1 protein-coding gene is annotated in these 21849 nt (G+C 66.9%); it reads left to right on the forward strand.

Features of this window, described 5'->3' with window-relative positions:
• Positions 1-14 precede the first annotated feature (14 nt).
• Positions 15-21770 (forward strand): non-ribosomal peptide synthetase, encoded by a 21756-nt coding sequence (locus ASH04_RS18685; RefSeq protein WP_057474231.1) that lies wholly within the window; start codon positions 15-17, stop codon positions 21768-21770.
• The last annotated feature ends 79 nt before the right edge of the window (positions 21771-21849 follow it).

The following is a 21849-nucleotide window of genomic DNA, read 5'->3' on the forward strand; positions in this document are numbered from 1 at the left end:
GGAGGAATAGTTAGATGGCGGTTGGACGTCGACGCGAGGCAGCATTGACGGTCGAGGACCTTCCGCGCTTGGTTCGGAGCGTCGCTGCGGTCGAACCGGACCGCGTGGCGCTCGCGCACCTCGGCACGGAGTTGACCTACGCCCGGTTGGACGAGGAGATCACCACCCTCGACACGGCAATGGGTGGGGTTCTCGGCCCGGACGCGCTGGTCCCGGTCGTGCTGTCCAACACCGTTCCCGGCCTCATCGAGGCCACCGACGGTGGTCTCGACGCCGTGGTCTCGTCGGTGGTCTCCGATGCCGCGACGGTTCTCGGTGACGACGACTCGGCGTCGAGCCCGGCCGAACCCGAGGCAACCACCCTCTACACCCTGTTCGCCGATCAGGCCGAGCGGACACCGGACGGACCCGCGCTCGTGTTCGGCGGCGAGAGTCGGTCCTATTCCGAGTTCGCAGAGTCGGTCGAACGCCTCGCCCGGGTTCTGATCGAGCGGGGTGTCGGCCCGGATTCGACGGTGGGGCTGTCGATCCGCCGCTCGTTCGATCTGCTGGTGGGTATGTACGCCATCTCGGCAGCCGGTGGTGCCTACGTTCCGTTGGACCCCGAGCACCCGGTGGATCGACTCGCCTACGTCCTCGATACCGCGCGACCGGTTCTGGTGCTCACGACATCGGAGGACCTGCCGCAGTTGCCGGACGGCACGCAGACTCTGCTCGTCGATGCCGTCGACGTCACCGGCGTGACTGCAGGGCGCATCACCGATGCGGACCGGCTCGGCACCCTCGGCGAAGACGACCTCGCGTACGTCATCTTCACGTCCGGTTCGACCGGGCGTCCGAAGGGCGTGGCGGTGGGCCACCGCGCGATCGTCGCCAATATTTCCTGGCGGCAGCGGGAATACACGATGACCCCGGCCGACGTCGTCTTGCAGAAGACACCGTTCACGTTCGACGTGTCGGTCTGGGAGTTCTTCTGGCCGTTGCAGATCGGCGCGACACTGGTGATCGCCGAGCCCGACGGGCACCGCGACCCCGCCTATCTCGCCCGCGTCATCGCTGAACACGGCGTGACGGTGACCCACTTCGTACCGTCGATGCTGTCGGTCTACGTTGCCGAACCCACCGCCGCACAGGCCGATTCGCTTCGCATGGTGTTCGCCTCCGGTGAGGCGCTGCCGGCGCGAACCGTCAACGTGTTCCACGCGATCTCCGGTGCCGAGTTGCACAACCTGTACGGTCCCACCGAAGCAGCCGTCGACGTCACGTACTACCGAACCCAGCAGGTGGAGGACGGCTCGGTACCGATCGGTGCTGCCGTCGACGACACCGACCTCTACGTGCTCGACGAGGGTCTGCGGCGCTCACCCCGGGGAGTCGAGGGAGAGCTCTATCTCGCGGGCGTGCAGCTCGCTCGCGGATACCTCGGACGCACGGACCTGACGTCCGATCGATTCGTCGCCGACCCGTTCGGTGAGCCGGGGGACCGGATGTACCGCACCGGCGACCTGGTGCGCCGACGCGCCGACGGCCTGATCGAGTACATCGGCCGTACCGACTTCCAGGTCAAACTGCGTGGCCTCCGTATCGAACTCGGCGAGATCGAGCAAGCGCTGCTCGCCGAGCCGCAGGTGACCCAGGCCGCGGTGCTCGTTCACGCCGACCACTCGCAGGCGCAGTTGGGTGAGCAGCTCGTCGGCTATGTCGTGAGCACCGAACCCGATATCGATCACGACGGCCTGGCCGATGCGGTGCGCCGGCGCATGCCCGAGTACATGGTGCCGTCGGTGTTCGTCGTGCTGGACGAATTCCCGCTGAACGCCAGCGGCAAGCTGGACCGAAAAGCCCTGCCTGCGCCCGATTTCGCCTCGCTCGTACGCGAATACCGTGCCCCGGGCACCGACACCGAAACTGCCCTGGTGGCAATTTTCGAGACGGTCCTCGGGATGGACCGTATCGGCGTGGACGACGACTTCTTCGTTCTCGGCGGAAACTCGCTCAACGCCACCCGCGTGATCGCGCGAGTCAACGCGGAACTGGGCACAGCAGTGGATGTGCGGTCGTTCTTCGACGCACCGACCGTCGCCGAACTCGCCGCGGCCGTCGATGCCGCAGGCTCGACGCACGCACGACCTCCGTTGGTGGCGCAGCAGCGGCCCGAACGTGTGCCGCTGTCGCTGGCCCAGCAACGGATGTGGTTCCTCAACCGATTCGAGCCGGACTCGGCTGTCAACAACATCCCGGTCGCCATCGCGTTGAGCGGCGAACTCGATTTCACCGCCCTGCAGGCGGCCTTGATCGACGTGTTGGACCGGCACGAGTCGCTGCGGACGGTCTACCCCGATCACGACGGCATCGGCTTCCAACAAGTACTCGAATCCGATGCGGTGGCAGTGGAATTGGAGCGCGCGACGGCAACCGATGCCGACGTTCCCGCCGTGCTGCTCCAGTTCGCGCTCAGGCCCTTCGATCTGGCGGTACAGCTGCCCTTCCGGGCGGTGCTTCTCGAGACGGCCGAGACCGAGCACGTGCTCGCGTTCGTGGTGCACCACATCGCGGCCGACGGATTCTCGATGGGCCCGCTGACCCGAGACGTGGTGGCCGCATACGTAGCGCGCACCAACGAGCAGCAACCACAGTGGACTCCGCTCGAGGTGCAGTACGCCGACTTCACGCTGTGGCAGAGGGCCGTCCTCGGCAGCGAGGACGATCCCGAATCTCTGATCTCGGCGCAGGAGAACTACTGGCGGCACCGACTCGGCGGCGCACCCGACCAGTTGGAGCTACCCACCGACCGTCCCCGCCCGGCGGTCGCCACGACCAACGGCGGCACGCACACGTTCGAGATCGACGCCGAACTGGTCCGCGCGCTGGAGAAGCTCGGAAGAGACCACAACGCAACGACATTCATGGTCGTGCACGCCGCGCTGGCCGTGCTGTTGGCCAAGCTCGCGGCCGCCGACGACATCAGTATCGGTACGCCGGTCGCCGGCCGTGGAGACGCGGCCCTCGACGACGTGGTCGGCATGTTCGTCAACACACTGGTGCTGCGCACCGAAGTCGATTCACGGACGTCGTTCGACGATCTGCTGCGCGAGATCCGGGAGGTGGATCTCGCTGCGTTCTCGCACGCCGACGTGCCCTTCGAGCGTCTGGTGGACGTGTTGGCCCCGGCGCGCTCGCAGGCACGCCACCCGCTGTTCCAGGTCATGTTGACGTTCCAGAACCTTGATCGAACCTCGGTCGAGCTCCCCGGCCTGACCATCGCAGCGGTCGACTACGAGGCAGACCTGGCGAAGTTCGATCTGCAAGTGACGCTGTGGGATTCGGCACCGGCCGGCGCCGAGCCCGCGGGCCTGACCGTCGCCCTGACCTATGCTGCGGACCTCTTCGACAAATCGACGATGGCTCGATTCGGAGAGCGGTTCGTTCGGGTTCTTCGTGCGATCACCGCAGCGCCCGCCGCAGCCGTCGGAGAGATCGACCTGCTCGACTCGGTCGAGCGGGAGTCGGTGCTGACGTTCGGTTCGGGACCGGCGCACGAGATCACCAGCGGAACAACGTTGGTGGGGCAGTTCGATGGTCGCGTCGAGCAGACCCCCGACGCGCAGGCCCTGGTGTTCGAGGACGTTCGGCTGACGTACGCCGAGCTCGATGCGCGCGCGAACCGCCTGGCGCGGTACCTGTTGTCGGTGGGTGTCGGGACCGATTCGACGGTCGGCCTCGCAGTCGGCCGCAGTATCGAGTTGTTCGTCGGTATGTACGCGATCGTCAAGGCCGGTGCTGCGTACGTACCCATCGATCCGGCTCAGCCGTCGGAGCGCAACGAGTACATCGTGAGCACCGCCTCGCCGGTACGGGTGCTCTCGAGCACCCGAGATCACGTCGAGTTCCCCGGCGTGGAGACGGTGGACATCGATACCGTGGACGTGTCGGAATTCTCGTCGGCGCCGGTGACCGATGCGGAGCGGACGGCACCGCTGCGGGCAGAGAACCTCGCATACGTCATCTTCACCTCGGGGTCGACGGGTCGGCCGAAGGGCGTCGGCGTATCGCACGCGGCGATCGTCAACCGGTTGTCGTGGATGCAGCACGAGTACCCCCTCGGTCCGCAGGACGTGGTGTTGCAGAAGACACCGGCTACGTTCGACGTGTCGGTGTGGGAGTTCTTCTGGGCCTTCCAGGTCGGCGCATCGGTGGTCGTCGCGGTTCCCGAGGGTCATCGGGATCCGTCGTACCTGCTCGATGTCATTGCACGCGAACATGTCTCGGTAGTGCACTTCGTGCCGTCGATGATGTCGGTGTTCACACCGGAGGCGCTGCGTAGGCCCGACGCGGGAGCGTCGCTGCGTACGGTGTTCGCCTCGGGGGAGGCGCTTGCGCCTGCTACTGCACATTCGCTGCGCCGCGCACTCCCACAGGTGTCGGTGCACAACCTGTACGGCCCGACCGAAGCTGCTGTCGACGTGACCTATCACGCGGTCTCCGACGCGGACACAGCAGTGGTGCCGATCGGTTCACCGGTGTGGAACACCGATGTGCGCGTTCTCGATTCGTCGTTGCGGCCGGTTCCGGTCGGGGTGTCGGGAGAGCTCTATCTCTCGGGTGTCCAGCTCGCCAGGGGATACGTGAGCCGACCCGATCTGACCGCGGATCGCTTCGTTGCCGATCCGTTCGCGGTCGACGGTGCGCGGATGTATCGAACCGGCGACGTGGTGCGGTGGCTGCCCGCCGGTGAGTTGGAGTACGTGGGCCGGTCCGACTTCCAGGTGAAGTTGCGTGGTCTTCGTATCGAACTCGGCGAAATCGAATCGGCTCTGTTGGATCTTCCCGAGATCGCTCAGGCCGTGGTGCTCGTGCGACGAGAACAACTGGTTGCCTACGTCGTCCCCACCGAAGGCCCGGTCGATGTGGACCGGGTACGCACCGCGCTACGTGGACGTCTGGCCGAGTACATGGTGCCGACCACCGTCGTGGAATTGGCCGAATTCCCGCTCGGCGGAAGTGGCAAGCTCGATCGAAAAGCGCTGCCCGATCCCGAATTCGAGGCAACGCCCTACCGAGCACCGTCCGATCCGGTCGAAGAGGTCGTCGCGAACGTGTTCGGCGCGGTCCTCGGACTCGACCGAGTCGGTGTGGACGACGACTTCTTCGCGCTCGGCGGCAATTCGCTCGTCGCCACTCAGGTCGCCGCACGACTCGGTGCCGAGCTGGGCACGACGGTGCCCGTCCGAACGATGTTCGAGGCAGGCACGGTGGCAGCCTTGGCTGCTGCGTTGGAAAGCCACGTCGGCCACGGAGTCTCCGCGCCTCTGGTGCCGCAGGAACGCCCCGAACGAATTCCGCTCTCTCTCGCCCAGCAGCGGATGTGGTTCCTCAACCGATTCGAGCCCGAATCGGCGGTCAACAACATCCCCGTGGCGATCCGGCTGACCGGAGCACTCGACACTGCGGCCCTGAACGCAGCGGTCGTCGACGTTCTCGACCGGCACGAGGCACTCCGCACCGTCTACCCGAGTGTGGACGGGTCGGGGCATCAGGTGATCCTGCCTGCCGAATCGGTGGCACCGGACCTGACCCCCACCACACCGTCCGCCGACGGTGCGGTGGCCGACCTGATCGCTTTCGCCTCCGAAGGATTCGACGTCACCCGGTCGATTCCCCTGCGCGCGAAACTGTTCCAGGTCACCGACGACGAGTACGTGCTGGTCGTCGTGGTTCATCACATCAGCGCAGACGGGTGGTCCATGGGACCGCTGACCCGCGACGTGATGACGGCTTACCTCGCTCGTGTGGCCGGCGACGCTCCGCAGTGGACGCCGCTGGCGGTGCAGTACGCCGACTTCGCGCTGTGGCAGCGCGCCGTGCTCGGCGACGACGCGGATCCGAGCAGCCTGATGGCAGCACAGGCGGACTACTGGCGTTCGGCCCTGGCGGACCTGCCCAGTGAGCTGACCCTGCCGTACGACCGGCCGCGTCCCGCGGTGCAGTCGTACTCGGGCGGGCGGTTCCAGTTCGACATCGATGCGGATCTGCGTGCCTCGCTCGACGATCTGGCCCGGTCGACCGGAACCACCCTGTTCATGGTGCTCCACGGTGCTCTCGCGTTGTTCCTGGCTCGCATGTCCACCTCGGACGACGTTGCGGTGGGTACCGCCGTCGCAGGCCGCGGCGAGGCCGTCCTGGACGACGTGATCGGCATGTTCGTCAACACCCTGGTGCTCCGCACCTCGGTCGATCGAAGCAAGGGATTCACCGACCTCCTCGGCCACGTCCGGGACGTCGACCTCGATGCATTCGCACACGCGGACATCCCCTTCGAGCGGCTCGTCGATTTGCTCGAACCCGAGCGCACGACGGCCAGGCACCCGCTGTTCCAGGTCGCGATCGCGTTCGAGAACCTGCCGCCGAGCGAATTCCACCTTCCCGATCTGACGGTCTCGGCGGTCGACGTCGAGGTCGACACCGCCAAGTTCGACCTGTCGCTGACGCTGCACGAGAAGGCCGACGGCACCGGTCTGTCCGCCGGTTTCCTCTACGCGCGAGACCTGTTCGACGAGACCACGATCGAGGTGTTCTCGCGACGTTTCCGCTGGCTGCTCGAAGCGATCGTGGCGACACCGAACACCCCGGTGGGCGATCTGTCCATCCTCTACGACGACGAATACGACCGGCTCACCCACGTCCACGGTGACGACGTGTTGGCCGGCGGCACTCTGGCCGAGATCTTCGCTGCCGGAGCCGCACTCGACCCGTCGGCGACCGCGATTCGCTACGAGGGCCGCTCGATCTCGTACGCCGAACTCGATGCGACGTCCTCGCAGCTCGCCCGGGTGCTCATCGAGCGCGGGGCCGGCCCCGAATCCGTTGTGGCTCTGGGATTCCAACGCTCCTACTTCATGGTGCTCGCGGCCTGGGCAGTGGCGAAATCGGGGGCCGCGCACCTCCCCGTCGACCCGACGTATCCGCAGGATCGCGTCGCCCACATGGTCTCGGACTCCGAGGCCCTACTGGGCCTGACCACCCGGGCACACTCGGATCGGCTCGCCGGTGGACAGCAGGACCTGACCTGGCTGAGCGTCGACGACGACGAGTTCGTGGCCGAGGTCCGCACCCGCTCTGCCGAGCCGGTCACCGACGCCGACCGCCTGCGACCCGTCACGTTCCAGAACCCCGCCTACGTCATCTACACCTCGGGCTCGACGGGCAAGCCGAAGGGCGTCGTCGTCACGCACGCCGGACTCGGCGGCGTCCTCGACGCAGCAACCGATCTCTATCACCTGAAACCGGCCTCGCGGTTCCTCCACGTCTGCTCGCCGAACTTCGATCCGTCGGTTCTGGAGTGGATGGCGGCGTTCTCCGTCGGCGCGACGTTGGTAGTGGTACCCGCATCGATTCTCGGCGGCACCGAACTGGCCGAATTGTTGAAGGCGGAGAGGGTCACTCACACGATCATCACGCCCGCGGTGCTCGGCACGATGGATCCCCACGGGATCGATTCGCTCGAGGTGCTCTCGGTGGGCGGCGACGTGACCACTCCCGAACTGCTCGCCCGCTGGGCAGGGGACCGGAAGTACTTCAACGGGTACGGACCGACCGAGACCACGATCATCTCCAGCTTCGCCGAGTTGACGCCCGGCGAGCCGATCACCATCGGTCGACCGATTCACGGCATGTCCGTGCTCATCCTCGATTCCAGGCTCGAACCGGTTCCGACCGGTGTCGCGGGTGACCTGTATCTGTCGGGCGGTGCGCTCGCTCGCGGCTATCTCGGTAGGCCGAGTCTGTCCTCCGAGCGCTTCGTGGCCAATCCGTACGGCATCGACGGCGCACGGATGTACCGCACCGGCGACGTCGTGCGATGGACGGACGACCTGCAGCTGCAGTTCGTCGGCCGCACCGACTTCCAGGTCAAGGTGCGCGGGTTCCGTATCGAGCTCGGCGAGATCGACTCCGCGCTCACCGCTGTTCCCGAGGTCGACTTCGCCGTCACACTCGGACACGAACTGCCCTCGGGTGTCACCACCCTCGTGTCCTACGTGCTGCCGACGCGTGGTTCGGTCGTCGACGTCGACGAGCTGACCGCCTTCGTCGGAAAATCATTGCCCGCCTACATGATCCCGTCGTCGATCATCGTTCTCGACACCGTTCCACTGACCCCGGTGGGCAAGTTGGATCGCGCCGCGCTTCCCGCACCCGTGTTCGAGGCCCGGGAATTCCGCGCACCCACCACCGCGGTCGAAGAGATCGTCGCCGGAGTGTTCGCCGACGTCCTGCACCTCGAGCGAGTGGGACTGGACGACGACTTCTTCGCCCTGGGCGGTAACTCGTTGATCGCCACCCAGGTGGTCTCGCGGCTCGGCGCGGCCCTGGACACGGTGGTCCCGGTGCGGGCGCTGTTCGAGAGCTCGACCGTGGCCGCACTGGTGGCGCACGTGGAGAGCGCTGTCGGTTCGGGGGGACGAGCTGCACTCGTGGCGGGTCCGCGTCCCGAGCACCCGCCGCTCTCGCCTGCGCAGCAGCGGTACTGGTTCCTCAACCAGTTCGACACGACGTCGTCGGTGGACAACATTCCGTTCGCCGTGCGGTTGTCGGGTGAGCTCGACGTCGCTGCGCTGCAGTCGGCGGTGCGCGATGTCGTCGAGCGCCACGAGTCTCTTCGTACCCGGTACCCGGACTCGGCACAGGGCCCGTTCCAGCAGGTGTTGTCGGCGTCCGAGGTACCGATGGACCTCGCCGTCCGAGACGTGGCCGGTGCGAACGTCGTCACCGCCGTGACCGAATTCTTCACGCGTGGCTTCGACGTCACCGTCGAGGTACCGGTCGACGCGCGCGTGTTCCGCGTCGACGAGAACGAGCACGTCCTGGCCTTCGTCGTCCACCACGTGTCGGCCGACGGCGCGTCGATGGGCCCGCTGGCCGTCGACGTCATGACCGCATACACCGCGAGATCTGCAGGGACGGCTCCGGACTGGGAGCCACTCGAGGTGCAGTACGTCGACTTCGCGCTGTGGCAGCGAACCGTACTCGGCACCGAATCGGATCCCGATTCGGTTGCAGCGCGGCAGGTGTCGTTCTGGAAGGATACGCTCGCCGAGCTGCCGGATCAGCTGGTGCTGCCCACCGATCGCCCGCGCCCGCCTGCACAGAGTTTCCGCGGCGATGCCGTGCGGTTCACCGTCGACGCCGGCACGCACGCTGCTCTCGCCGAACTCGGACGTACCGAGCAGGCAACGTTGTTCATGGTGGTGCACTCGGCATTCGCCGTGTTGCTCGCACGCCTGTCCGGTTCCGAGGACATCGCGGTCGGAACGCCCATCGCCGGCCGCGGTGAGCGGGCTCTGGACTCGATGATCGGTATGTTCGTCAACACCCTGGTCTTCCGGTCGTCGGTCGAATCGTCGATGACCTTCCGCCAGTTGCTCGCTCAGGCCCGAGAGCGGGACCTGGCCGCGTTCGCGCACTCCGACGTTCCGTTCGAGCGTCTCGTGGAGGTGCTGAACCCGGTGCGGTCGACGGCACGCAACCCGTTGTTCCAGGTAGGCCTGTCCTTCCAGAACCTTGCCGAGTCGACGTTCGAGCTGCCGGGTCTGACGGTGAGTGCCGTCGAGGCGGATGCGGTGACCGCGAAAACCGATCTGCAACTGTCGATCTCGGATCGCTACGCCCCGGACGGCTCGCCCGCGGAACTGTCGGCCGAATTCAGTTATGCCACCGATCTTTTCGATCGCGCGACGGTCGAAGGTTTTGCCGACCGGTTCGTTCGCCTCCTCGCTGCCGTGGCCGCGGACCCGTCGGCCGTCGTCGGCGATCTCGAGCTGCTCTCGCCCGAGGAACGCACCCGGATCGTCCGCACGTGGAACGACACCGATCACGATGTCGATGCGTCGCAGTCGCTGGTATCGCTGTTCGATCGACAGGTGCAGGCGCAGCCCGACGCGGTCGCGGTGGTCCATGCCGGTCAGTCACTGTCGTACGGCGAGTTCGATCGTCGAATCAACCGGTTGGCCCGCGTCCTGATCGGTGCCGGTGTCGGCCCGCAGGTGACGGTTGCTCTGGCTATCAGGCGCTCGGTGGATCTGCTCGTCGCGATGTATGCCGTCGCCAAGGCGGGCGGGGCGTACGTGCCCATCGATCCGGATCAGCCGGCGGACCGCAATGCCTACATCCTGGAGGTAGCTGCTCCCGCTCTGGTCCTGAGTACTGCGCGGGACGGTGTCGATGTCGACTCGGTTCCGGTGCTGTTGGTCGACACCGATCCGCGAGTGCTCGACGCAGAGGTCTCGGACGCGCCCGTCACCGACAGTGAGCGCACCTCGCCGCTGCGGCCTGCGAACACCGCGTACGTCATCTTCACGTCCGGATCCACCGGCCGCCCCAAGGGTGTCGCGGTGAGTCATGCCGCCATCGTCAACCAATTGCTGTGGCAGAGCGCCCATTACGGACTGGGCAGCACCGACCGAGTACTGCTCAAGACCGCGGCCACCTTCGACCTGTCCGTGTGGGAGTTCTGGGTCGCCACCGTCTCCGGTGGTGCGATCGTCGTGGCCGATGCCGAGGGTCACCGCGATCCCGCCTACCTCGTCGAGCTGATGAACCGGGAATCGGTGACGACACTGCACACCGTGCCGTCCGTGCTCGACGCGCTGGTCACGGCGTCGGCGGGCACCCTGCCCGAACAACTGACGCGGATCCTGGCGATCGGCGAAGCGCTGCCGGTCGCCACGGCCGAGCGCGCGCTGCGCAGTTCTGCTGCGCGACTGGACAACCTGTACGGACCGACCGAGGCCGCGGTCTCGGTGACTTCGCATCGGGTGACGACCGTCGACGGCACCACGGTTCCGATCGGTGGCCCGGAGTGGAACACCCGTGTCTACGTGCTGGATTCGCGTCTGGCTCCCGTTCCGGTCGGCGTCGCAGGTGAGCTCTACCTCGCGGGGGCGCAGCTGGCCGACGGGTACTTCGCGCGGCCGGATCTGAGCGCCGAGCGATTCGTCGCGGACCCGTTCACCCCCGGCGGCCGCCTGTACCGCACCGGTGACCTCGTATCCTGGCGCGCCGACGGCGAATTGGAGTACGTCGGGCGCACCGACTTCCAGGTGAAGATTCGCGGTTTCCGTATCGAGCTCGGCGACATCGATGCCGCTCTCGGATCGCTCGACGAGATTCGCGACGTCGCCGTGATCGCTCTCGCGGACACGGGATCAGGCGCGCGGCTCGTGGCCTACCTCGTGCCCGCCGATGGGGTGACGCTGGATCAGGACGGCATCCGTCGTGCACTCGCCGAACGTCTGCCGTCGTACATGATCCCGGCGGCCTTCGTCGTGCTCGAGGCTCTTCCTCGAGGCGTCAACGGAAAGCTGGATCGACAGGCGCTCCCCGAACCGCAGTTCGAGACAGCCGAATTCCGCGCGCCGACCAATCCGGTGGAAGAGGCCGTCGCGGCGGTCTTCGCCGAGGTACTCGCTGTGGAGCGCGTGGGTCTGGACGACGACTTCTTTGCGCTCGGCGGTAACTCGCTCATCGCCACTCAGGTGGTCTCCCGGCTGGGGGCGGCGCTCGATACTCAGGTACCTGTCCGCTCGATCTTCGAGTCTCCGACGGTGCAGTCGCTCGCACGTGCGATCGAGTCCGAGGTGGGTACCGGTGCGCGCCGGGCACTGACGGCTCGAACACGACCGGACTCGGTGCCGCTGTCGATGGCCCAGCAGCGCATGTGGTTCCTGAGCCAATTCGATCCGACCTCCGCCGTGAACAACATCCCGGTCGCAATTCGGTTGTCCGGCAGCATCGATGTCGATGCACTCACCAACGCCGTGCACGACGTGCTGGCACGGCACGAAATTCTGCGCACCGTGTACCCGGAGGTCGACGGACGAGGCCATCAGGTGGTACTCGGTACCGCGGAGGCTGGCGTGACGGTTGTCGTCGACGACGTCGACGAGAGTTCGATCGAGCAGGCCCTGCGCGACTTCGTGTCCGCGGGATTCGACGTGACCCGAGCTGTTCCGGTCCGAATCCGGATCCTGCGGGTCAGCGAGACCGAGCACGTACTGGCCTTCGTCGCCCACCACATCGCCGCGGACGGGTTCTCGATGGGACCCCTGACGCGCGACGTCATGGTGGCCTACACCGCCCGTGCCGCGGGGGAGAACCCGCAGTGGGCACCACTCCCGGTGCAGTACGCGGACTACGCGTTGTGGCAACGCGAGGTACTCGGTTCCGAGGACGACCCGGATTCGCCGTTGGCGAAGCAGCTCGCCTACTGGACGACGGCTCTGGCCGGTGCCCCGGCACAGCTCGACCTCGCGACCGACCGGCCGCGTCCGGCGGTGGCGTCGTATCGCGGTGCGGCATACAACTTCTCGATCGACGAGGCTCTGCAGTCGAACATCGCTCGCGCTGCCCGCGCCGACAACGCCACGAACTTCATGGTGGTCCACACCGCGCTCGCGGTGCTCCTCGGCGCGATGGCGGGTACCGACGACGTGACGATCGGAACCCCGGTCGCCGGCCGCGGTGACGCCGATCTGGACGAGCTCGTCGGCATGTTCGTCAACACGCTCGCCCTGCGTACCGCGGTGCACCCCGCGGCAACGTTGCGCGAGCAACTCGCCGCAGTTCGCGAGGCCGACCTGGGAGCCTTCGGGCACGCCGACGTGCCGTTCGAGCGGCTCGTCGACGAGCTGGCCCCGGACCGATCACAGGCTCGCCACCCGATCTTCCAGGTCATGCTGACGTTCCAGAACCTGAACCGCCAGACGTTGGCCCTGCCGGGGTTGAGTGTCGAGGGCATCGATCTGGGTAGCGCGTTCGCGAAATTCGACCTGCAGGTGACGCTCTGGGAGAACACGGACGACCGCGGTGCTCCCGCCGGAATCGACGTGCAGTTCGACTACGCCACAGATCTATTCGAAGAATCCAGCATGGCCTCCCTCGGGCGACGGCTCGTCCGGGTACTGCACGCGCTGACCGACGCACCGGACGGAGTCGTCGGCGACATCGACATCCTCGAGGAAGGCGAACGTACCCGCGTCCTCGAGGACTGGAACGCCACCGCGCACGAGGTGGCTCCCGGTGCAACTCTGGTGTCGCTGTTCGAGTCCCGAGTTGCCGAGTCCCCGGACAACACCGCCACGAGCTTCCTCGACGATCGGGTGACGTACCGCGAATTCTCCGAGCGGGTCAACGCGCTCGCGCGTCTGCTCATCGCCGAGGGAGTCGGCCCGGAAACCGTGGTGGCGACGGCCATGCGCCGCTCCATCGACATGCTGGCGGGTATCTACGCCGTGCTCGCCGCCGGTGGTGCCTACGTTCCGGTCGACCCGGATCTACCGGCCGAACGAATCGGCTACATCCTGGACACGGCGGCACCCGTGGTGCTGCTCACGACCGAGCGCGACGGTACAGATCTCGTGACCGACGCCGCCAGAATCCTGGTCGACACCGTCGACACGACAGGTCTGTCCACGGCACCGGTGACCGATGCCGAGCGAACCGCACCGCTGCGACCGGCGGACACCGCGTACGTCATCTTCACCTCCGGCTCCACCGGTCGCCCCAAAGGCGTTGCGGTCAGCCACGAGGCCATCGTCAACCGTCTGCTGTGGATGCAGGCCGAATACCGTCTCGCCGAGCAGGACAAGGTGTTGCAGAAGACGCCGGTCACGTTCGACGTGTCGGTGTGGGAGCTGTTCTGGCCGTTGCAGATCGGTGCCGAACTAGTCATCGCGGTGCCCGACGGCCACCGAGATCCGGCATATCTGGTGAGCACCGTCGCCGAACGCGGCGTCACGGTCGCGCACTTCGTGCCGTCGTTGCTGGCCGTGTTCGCCGCTGCGGACGGTGTGTCGAACTGCACCGGCCTGCGTGCGGTGTTCGCCTCCGGTGAGGCACTGCCTGCATCGGTTGCCTCGGCCCTGCGCACTGCACTGCCCTCCACCGAGCTGCACAACCTCTACGGGCCGACCGAGGCCGCTGTCGACGTCACGTATCACCATGTCCTGCCGTCGGACACCGTGTCGGTTCCCATCGGTGCACCGGTGTGGAACACGAGGGTGGCCGTGCTCGATGCGCGACTGCACCCCGTGCCCGTCGGGGTGCCCGGGGAGCTGTATCTTGCGGGGCGTCAACTGGCCCGCGGATACCTCGGCCGCCCGGACCTGACCGCCGACCGGTTCGTCGCCGACCCGCACGGCAGTGCCGGCTCGCGGATGTACCGCACCGGAGACCTGGTGCGGTGGAGGCGCGACGGTGAACTCGAGTACCTCGGCCGCACCGACTTCCAGGTCAAACTCCGAGGCCTGCGGATCGAGCTCGGCGAGATCGAAGCTGCGCTGACTGCAGATCCGTCGGTCGACCAAGCCGTCGTTCTCGTGCGCCGGACGCCGTCGGCAGGTGAACTACTGGTCGGCTACGTCGTTCCTGTCGCCGGGGAGACGATCGACACCACAGCGGTCACCGCCTCGGTTGCGACCCTGGTTCCGGAATACATGGTTCCGGCCGGGCTCATCGTGCTCGATGCCCTGCCACTCGGGCCGAACGGCAAGCTGGACCGCAGAGCACTACCCGAACCGGAATTCGGCAGCGATGCCGAATTCCGCACCGCGACAACCGACACCGAACGCATCATTGCCGAGGTCTTCGCAGACGTCCTCGGCCTCGACGCCGTCGGGGTCGACGATTCGTTCTTCGCGCTCGGCGGCGACAGCATCGTCTCGATTCAGCTCGTCTCTCGCGCCAAGGCCAGGGGAATTCAGTTCGGGCCGCGAGATGTGTTCGAGCGCAAGACCGTTGCCGGTCTCGCCGAGGTCGCCGTGATCGTCGGTGAGGGCAGCGACGCGGTCGTGCTCGAGGAACTCGACGGCGGCGGTGTCGGTTGGATGCCGCTGCCCCCGTTCGGTGTAGCGATGATCGAGCGCGGCGGCGGGTGGTCACGCTTCCATCAGGCCGTCACACTGGAGCTGCCGATCGGTATCGACCGAGCCGGGATTCTCGCCACGGTGACTGCAGTGGTCGACCGACACGACGTGCTGCGGTCCACCCTGGTGCACGACGACCGCGGCTGGGGCCTCGAGGTTGTGGGCACCGGAGCCGTCGATGTGGATGCACTGCTCACCCGGGCCAATACCGATTCGGCTGCAACAGTATTCGACGATGCGGTGGGAACGCTCGACCCCACGGCCGGTCGCATGCTCGCCCTCGTCTGGGTCGACCGAGGACCCGAGGTGCCGGGCACGCTGACCGTCGCGGCGCACCACCTCGTGATCGACGGAGTGTCGTGGCGAATCCTGGTCCCCGACTTCGTCTCCGCCTGGGCTCAGGTGTCCGGGGGAGTGACCCCGAGCCTCCCCGAGGTCGGGACCTCGATGCGGCGTTGGACCCATGCACTGGTCGACGCGGCAGCGAGCGAGGCGCGGCTGGCCGAATTGCCGCTGTGGCGTTCGATCGCCGACACCGAGGACCCCGTGCTGGGCAACCGCCCCTTCGATCCCGCGGTCGATGTCGTGGCGACGCTCGAACGGGTGAACATCGAACTGACACCCGACGTCACGCGCACGTTGCTGACCACCGTTCCGGAGATCTTCCGCGGCGGAGTGGGCGACGGGTTGCTGGCCGGGCTCGCCTTGGCCGTCACGAGACTGCGGTCCGAGCGCGGCATCACTGCACCGGCAACACTCGTGCAGCTCGAAGGCCACGGCCGCGAGGAAGCGGTGGTTCCCGGAGCTGATCTGGGACGGACCGTCGGCTGGCTGACCAGCCTGTTCCCCGCTCGCCTCGACCTGACCGGGATCGACGTCGATGCTGCGTTCGCGGGAGGGTCGCAGCTCGGCGATGCAGTGAAGGCAGTCAAGGAGCAGATGCTGGCGCTGCCCGATCGAGGCATGGGCTGGGGACTGCTCCGCTACCTGAACTCGGAGACCGCTGCGGAACTGGCCGAACTCGGCACCGGACAGATCAGCTTCAACTACCTGGGCCGGGTCGACGCCGGCGAGGTCCCGGACGAGATGAAGTCGCTCGGCTGGTTGCCGGCCGCCGACGGTGAGCTCTCCGCGCCCGGTGACGCCGACATGGCCGCGAACAAGACCGTCGACATCAACGCCATCGTGCTCGACACCGACGAGGGCGGGGTCCTGAGCGCCAGTTTCGCGTTCCCGACCGGAGCCGTGTCCGCGGACACGGTCGAGCGTCTCGCCGGGCTGTGGTCCGAGGCGTTGTCGGCGCTGGCCTCGTACGCCGAGGTACCCGGCTCGGGTGGCCTGACCCCGTCGGACGTGCCTCTGGTGGCGCTGTCGCAGGCCGACATCGCGTCGTTCGAGGCGCGTTACCCACAGCTGACCGACATCTGGTCGCTGTCACCGTTGCAGCAAGGACTGCTGTTCCACGCGTTGTTCGCCGATGCGTCGATCGACGTCTACACCATGCAGGTCGTACTCGACCTGGCCGGCGAGGTGGACGCCGAACGGTTGCATCACGCTGCCCAGACGTTGCTGGACCGGTACGACAATCTGCGTACCTCGTTCACCGCGACCGCGGACGGCGAGACGGTGCAGATCGTCCATCAGGACGTCGTGTTGCCCTGGTCGACGATGGACCTCTCGCACCTCGACGAGCCGGAACGCGGCACTGCCGTCGCCGACGCTCTGGCGGCCGAGCAACGACGACACTTCGACGTCTCCACCGCACCGCTGCTGCGTTTCGTCCTGGTGCGGATCACCCCGACCACCTACAAGCTCGCGATGACCAATCATCACGTGTTGCTCGACGGCTGGTCTCTGCCGCTGGTGATGAAGGAACTGTTGTACCTGTACGCCGCTCGGGGTTCCACCGCGTCGATGCCGAGGGTTCGCTCGTACCGCTCGTACTTGGCCTGGCTGAACCAACAGGACCCGGCCGCATCTCTCGGTGCGTGGACCACCGCGCTTGCCGGAGTCGAGGAGCCGACGTTCGTCGCACCGCCGAGTGTCGGACGAGAGATCTCCGCACGCTCGGCCGAGGCGGAGCACTTCGTCGATCCCGAGACCACCGCGTCGCTCGTCGCGCTCGGTGGCAGACTGGGCGTCACCGTCAACACGCTGGTGCAAGCGGCGTACGGCCTGCTGATCGCACACATCACCGGCCGTACCGATGTCGTGTTCGGGGCCACGGTCTCCGGTCGTCCCGCTGCTCTCGCGGGCGTCGAGTCCATGATCGGGCTGTTCATCAACACCATCCCGGTGCGGGTGCGATTCGATCCCGCCGACACGGTGGAGAACTACCTGGTCCGGATTCAGGGTGAACAAGCAGACCTGCTCGACCACCATCACATGGGACTCGTCGACATCCAACGGGCGATCGGCATGGGAAATCTGTTCGACACCCTCACCATCTTCGAGTCCTACCCGGTGGACGAAGCCGAGCTGACGCAGCAGGCGGCAGCGATCGACGGTATGACCGTCGAGTCGGTGAGCTCGAACGACAACACCCACTACCCACTGACGTTGTTGGTCGTGGCCGAGGATCGAATCTCGTTCACGCTCAAGTACATCAGCGATCTGTTCGACGCTGCGTACGTCGACTCCATCCTGTCCCGGCTGGTCGGTGTTCTCGAGACCTTCGTCTCCGACACCACTGCGGCGGTCGGCGATATCGATCTGCTCGGCTCGGCAGAACGAACCCGCGTGATCGAGACCTGGAACGACACCGCGCACGAGGTCGACGCAGGCATCATGTTGACCGCGCCGTTCCGGGCTCGGGTTGCGGAGAACCCGGACGCCACGGCCGTGCTCTACGAGGGCACCGCAGTGACCTACGCCGAGTTCTCGGAGCGGGTCAACCGTCTTGCCCGACACCTGATTTCGCTCGGCGTCGGCCCGCAGTCGCTCGTCGCTCTCGGCATGAGGCGAGGCATCGATCTGATGGTCGGCATGTACGCCGTCCTGGAAGCCGGCGGCGCATACGTACCCATCGATCCGGACCACCCGACCGAGCGCATCGAGTACATCCTCGACACCGCGGTGCCCGTCGCCGTTCTCTCGACCAGCCACGATCGGACGGGACTGCCGGAACGGTTCCCGATTCTCGAACTGGACACCCTCGATCTCTCGTACTACCCGGCAGTCGCCGTGGCAGACGCCGACCGACTGGCACCGGTACGCCCGGAGAACACCGCCTACGTCATCTTCACGTCCGGCTCGACCGGGCGGCCCAAGGGCGTCGCGGTGCCGCACCGCGCGATCGTCAACGAGATGGCGTGGATGATCGACCAGTACTCGCTCGACGAGAACGACGTCTACCTGCAGAAGACGGCGACGACGTTCGACGTGTCGCTGTGGGGCTTCTTCCTCCCACTGCAGGTCGGTGCGAGCGTCGTCCTCGCCACCCCCGACGGCCACCGCGACCCGGCGTACGTCGCGGAGCGCATCGCCCGGCACGGCGTCACCGTCACGGACTTCGTGCCGTCGATGCTCACGGTGTTCGCCGCGTACGCCACCGAGGAGCAGTGCCGGTCCCTGCGACACGTCTATGTGGTGGGTGAGGCACTGCCCCCGGAGACGGTGACGGATTTCCGTGCGATCACCTCTGCCGGGATCCACAACCTGTACGGCCCCACCGAAGCCGCAGTGACGGTGACCTATTGGGAGACGTCCACCGAGGAGGGCGCGACCGTCCCCATCGGAGCGCCGGAATGGAACACCCAGGCCTACGTTCTGGACAGCAGGCTGCATCCGGTTGCCGCAGGGACCGCGGGTGAGCTGTATCTGGCCGGAACGCAGCTCGCCGACGGATACCTCGGGCGCGTCGACCTGACGATGGACCGCTTCGTCGCGAACCCGTTCTCGGCTGCCGGCGAGCGCATGTATCGCACCGGAGACCTCGTCCGATGGCGATCGGGGCCGGGCGCTGCAGGCGTCCTGGAGTACATCGGCCGCACCGATTTCCAGGTCAAGTTCCGTGGCCAGCGGATCGAGCTCGGTGAGATCGAGACCGCACTGTTGGCCCATCCCGACGTCAACCAGGCCACGGCCGTGGTGGCGACCACCGGTGCCGGCGACCAGCTCGTCGGATACGTGGTGCCTGCGCCGGGTAGAACGCTGGACCCGGCCGAGGTACGCACCTTCGTCGGCGGCGCTCTGCCGAAGTACATGGTGCCGGCAACGGTGATGGTGCTCGCGGAATTCCCGCTGAACACCAGCGGCAAGCTGGATCGAAAAGCACTGCCGGAGCCGGTGTTCGAGGTTCGCGAGTTCCGCGCTCCCGCAACGCCGGTCGAGGAGATCGTGGCGGAGATCTACGCGGAGCTGCTCGGCGTGCAGCGGGTCGGATCGGACGACGACTTCTTCGATCTCGGTGGTAACTCGCTGATCGCCACAAGAGTGGCGGCACGGGTGTCGGCTGCGCTCGGGAAGAAGGTCGGTGTCCGAGACCTGTTCGAGGCCTCGACGGTCTCGGCACTCGCAGCGCGCGCCGAATCACGCATCGACGACGCGAACGATATGCCGCTGCGTCGCCGACCGGCCGGACAGACCGTTCCGTTGTCGCTCGCGCAACAGCGCATGTGGGTACTGAACCGACTCGACCCCGAGTCCGGGGCATACAACATGCCGCTGGCGCTCCGTCTGCGCGGCGAGCTGGATGTCGCGGCACTGCAGAGCGCCGTGTCCAGCACCGTGGAACGCCACGAGGCGCTGCGCACGCGCTACCCGGAAGATGCGAACGGTTCGCCGTACCAGGAGTTCGTCGACGCCGGATCGGTCGTACCCGATCTGACTCCCATCGACGCGACCGACGACTCCGACACCGCCGAACGGATTCGCGCACTCGTCTACGAGGGCTTCGACGTCACCGTCGCACCCCCGGTCCGGGGAGCACTGTTCCGCTTCGGCCCGGACGAGTACGTCTTCGTCATCGTGATGCACCACATCAGCGGAGACGGCGCATCGATGGCACCACTGGCCCGTGACGTCATGACTGCGTACCTCGCTGCCGCGTCGGGGACCGACTACACGCCCGAACCGCTGACGGTGCAGTACGCGGACTTTGCGGTATGGCAGCGGCAGGTGTTGGGCTCGGACAGCGACCCCACGTCGATTCTGTCGCAGCAGTTGGCCTTCTGGGCGGACGAGCTCAGCGGGATCACCCCGGTCGTGTCGTTGCCGTGGGATCGGCCGCGAGCGGCTACCGCGAACCTGCGTGGAGCCAGTGTGAGTGTCGAGCTGGACGAGTCGGTACACACCGGGCTCGCCGCGATCGCGCGCGAGAACAACGCGACTCTGTTCATGGTGTTGCACGCGGTCCTCGGGGTGCTGTTGTCGCGGATGAGCGGCTCCCGCAGCTTCGCCGTCGGCACGCCCATCGCCGGGCGCGGGCACGAGGCGCTCGACGGACTGGTGGGCATGTTCGTCAACACGTTGGCGCTGCGCACGGACGTGGACCCGGATGCGACGTTCGCAGAGCTGCTGACCGCTCTACGCGAGACCGACCTGCGGGCCTTCGCGAATTCGGACGTCCCGTTCGAGCGGGTCGTCGACACCATCGCACCGGACCGGAACGCCGGGTACACCCCGCTGTTCCAGACGGTCCTGTCGGTGGAGCCCCACGGCGAGGCGCGCTTCGAGCTGCCGAACCTGGTGGTCGAACCCGTCAGCGGCTTCGAGCCGACGGCGAAATTCGACCTGCAGGTCACGGTGGAGACCCAGCACGCCGACGGGAACAGCGGCACCGGAACCCTGAACGTCGAATGGGTGTATGCCGCCGATCTGTTCGACGAGTCCACGGTCGCGTCGCTGGCGGAGCGATTCGCACGCATCGCCGGTGCTGTGGCGGCAACACCAGCGGTCGTCGTCGGCGACATCGACGTGCTCGACGCCGCCGAGCGGGCGGCACTGACCGAGACCCCGCAGACCGCTGACTCCACTGCGGCACCGGTTCGGTCGGACCTGACCCTGCCGCAGGTACTCACCTCGACGGTGGACGCAGATCCCGACGCGCCCGCGTTGTCGTCGGACGGTGTCGAGACCACCTACCGTCAGCTCGACGAACAGTCCTCACGGATGGCTCGGGTACTGATCGAACGTGGCGTCCGAACCGGAGTCGTCGTCGCCGTCTTCGTCACCGACGCTGTTGCGGCAGCCGTGACGCAGTGGGCGGTGGCCAAGGCAGGCGGAGCTGTGGCTCCGATCGCCCCGTCGAACTCTTCGGACGCTCTGGAGCGGGCAGGCGCGTCCGTCCTCGTCCTGGACGGTGACGACGCGCCGAGCTGGGCCGGGTCCGTCACGACCATCCACCTCGGGCATCCGGACGTCGTCGACGCCATTGCCGCGAGTTCTGGGCGGCCGGTGACGTATTCGGACAGAACGGCGGTTCTGGGACCCGACAGCCCAGCGTTGGTCGTGGTCGAAAACGGCACTGCGATCGACCACGGAACACTCGCAGCACTGGCGACGAGCGCAGTGGCGGAGTGGGCCGTGGCCTTCGATTCGCGGCTGGCCGTCCCCACCCGGTTCGATTCCGGTGCAGCAGTTCTGGCCGGTGTGGTCGCCGTGACGGCAGGTGCAGCCCTGGTGACCGATCGGGCGGAGTCCGCCGAGGACGCCGCCGATATCGTGTCCGCAGAATGGGTCACCCATGCGTTCCTTGCCTCAGCAGACATCGCCGCGGTCGATCGACTGCAACCCGAGGACATCGAGGACCTCGTTGCGATCGTGTCGGTCGACGGTGACGGTGCCGAGATGAGCGGTGTCGACATTCCGGTGCATCGTCTGCCCGGGTCGATAGGAACCGCCGCCCGATAAGGTGAGGCGAACTGCAACGCTCGCCGCGTCGTGGACGATGAACGGTCGGATCGGCCGACGCGTCGTCCACGACCGAGCG

Origin of the sequence: Rhodococcus sp. Leaf233 (assembly GCF_001426165.1) — a bacterium.
In the GTDB taxonomy this organism is placed as follows: domain Bacteria; phylum Actinomycetota; class Actinomycetes; order Mycobacteriales; family Mycobacteriaceae; genus Rhodococcoides; species Rhodococcoides fascians.

What these genes read in the sequence shown, in the direction of transcription:
- ASH04_RS18685 (WP_057474231.1), top strand. Translation starts at nt 15, where the DNA reads ATGGCGGTTGGACGTCGACGCGAGGCAGCATTGACGGTCGAGGACCTT.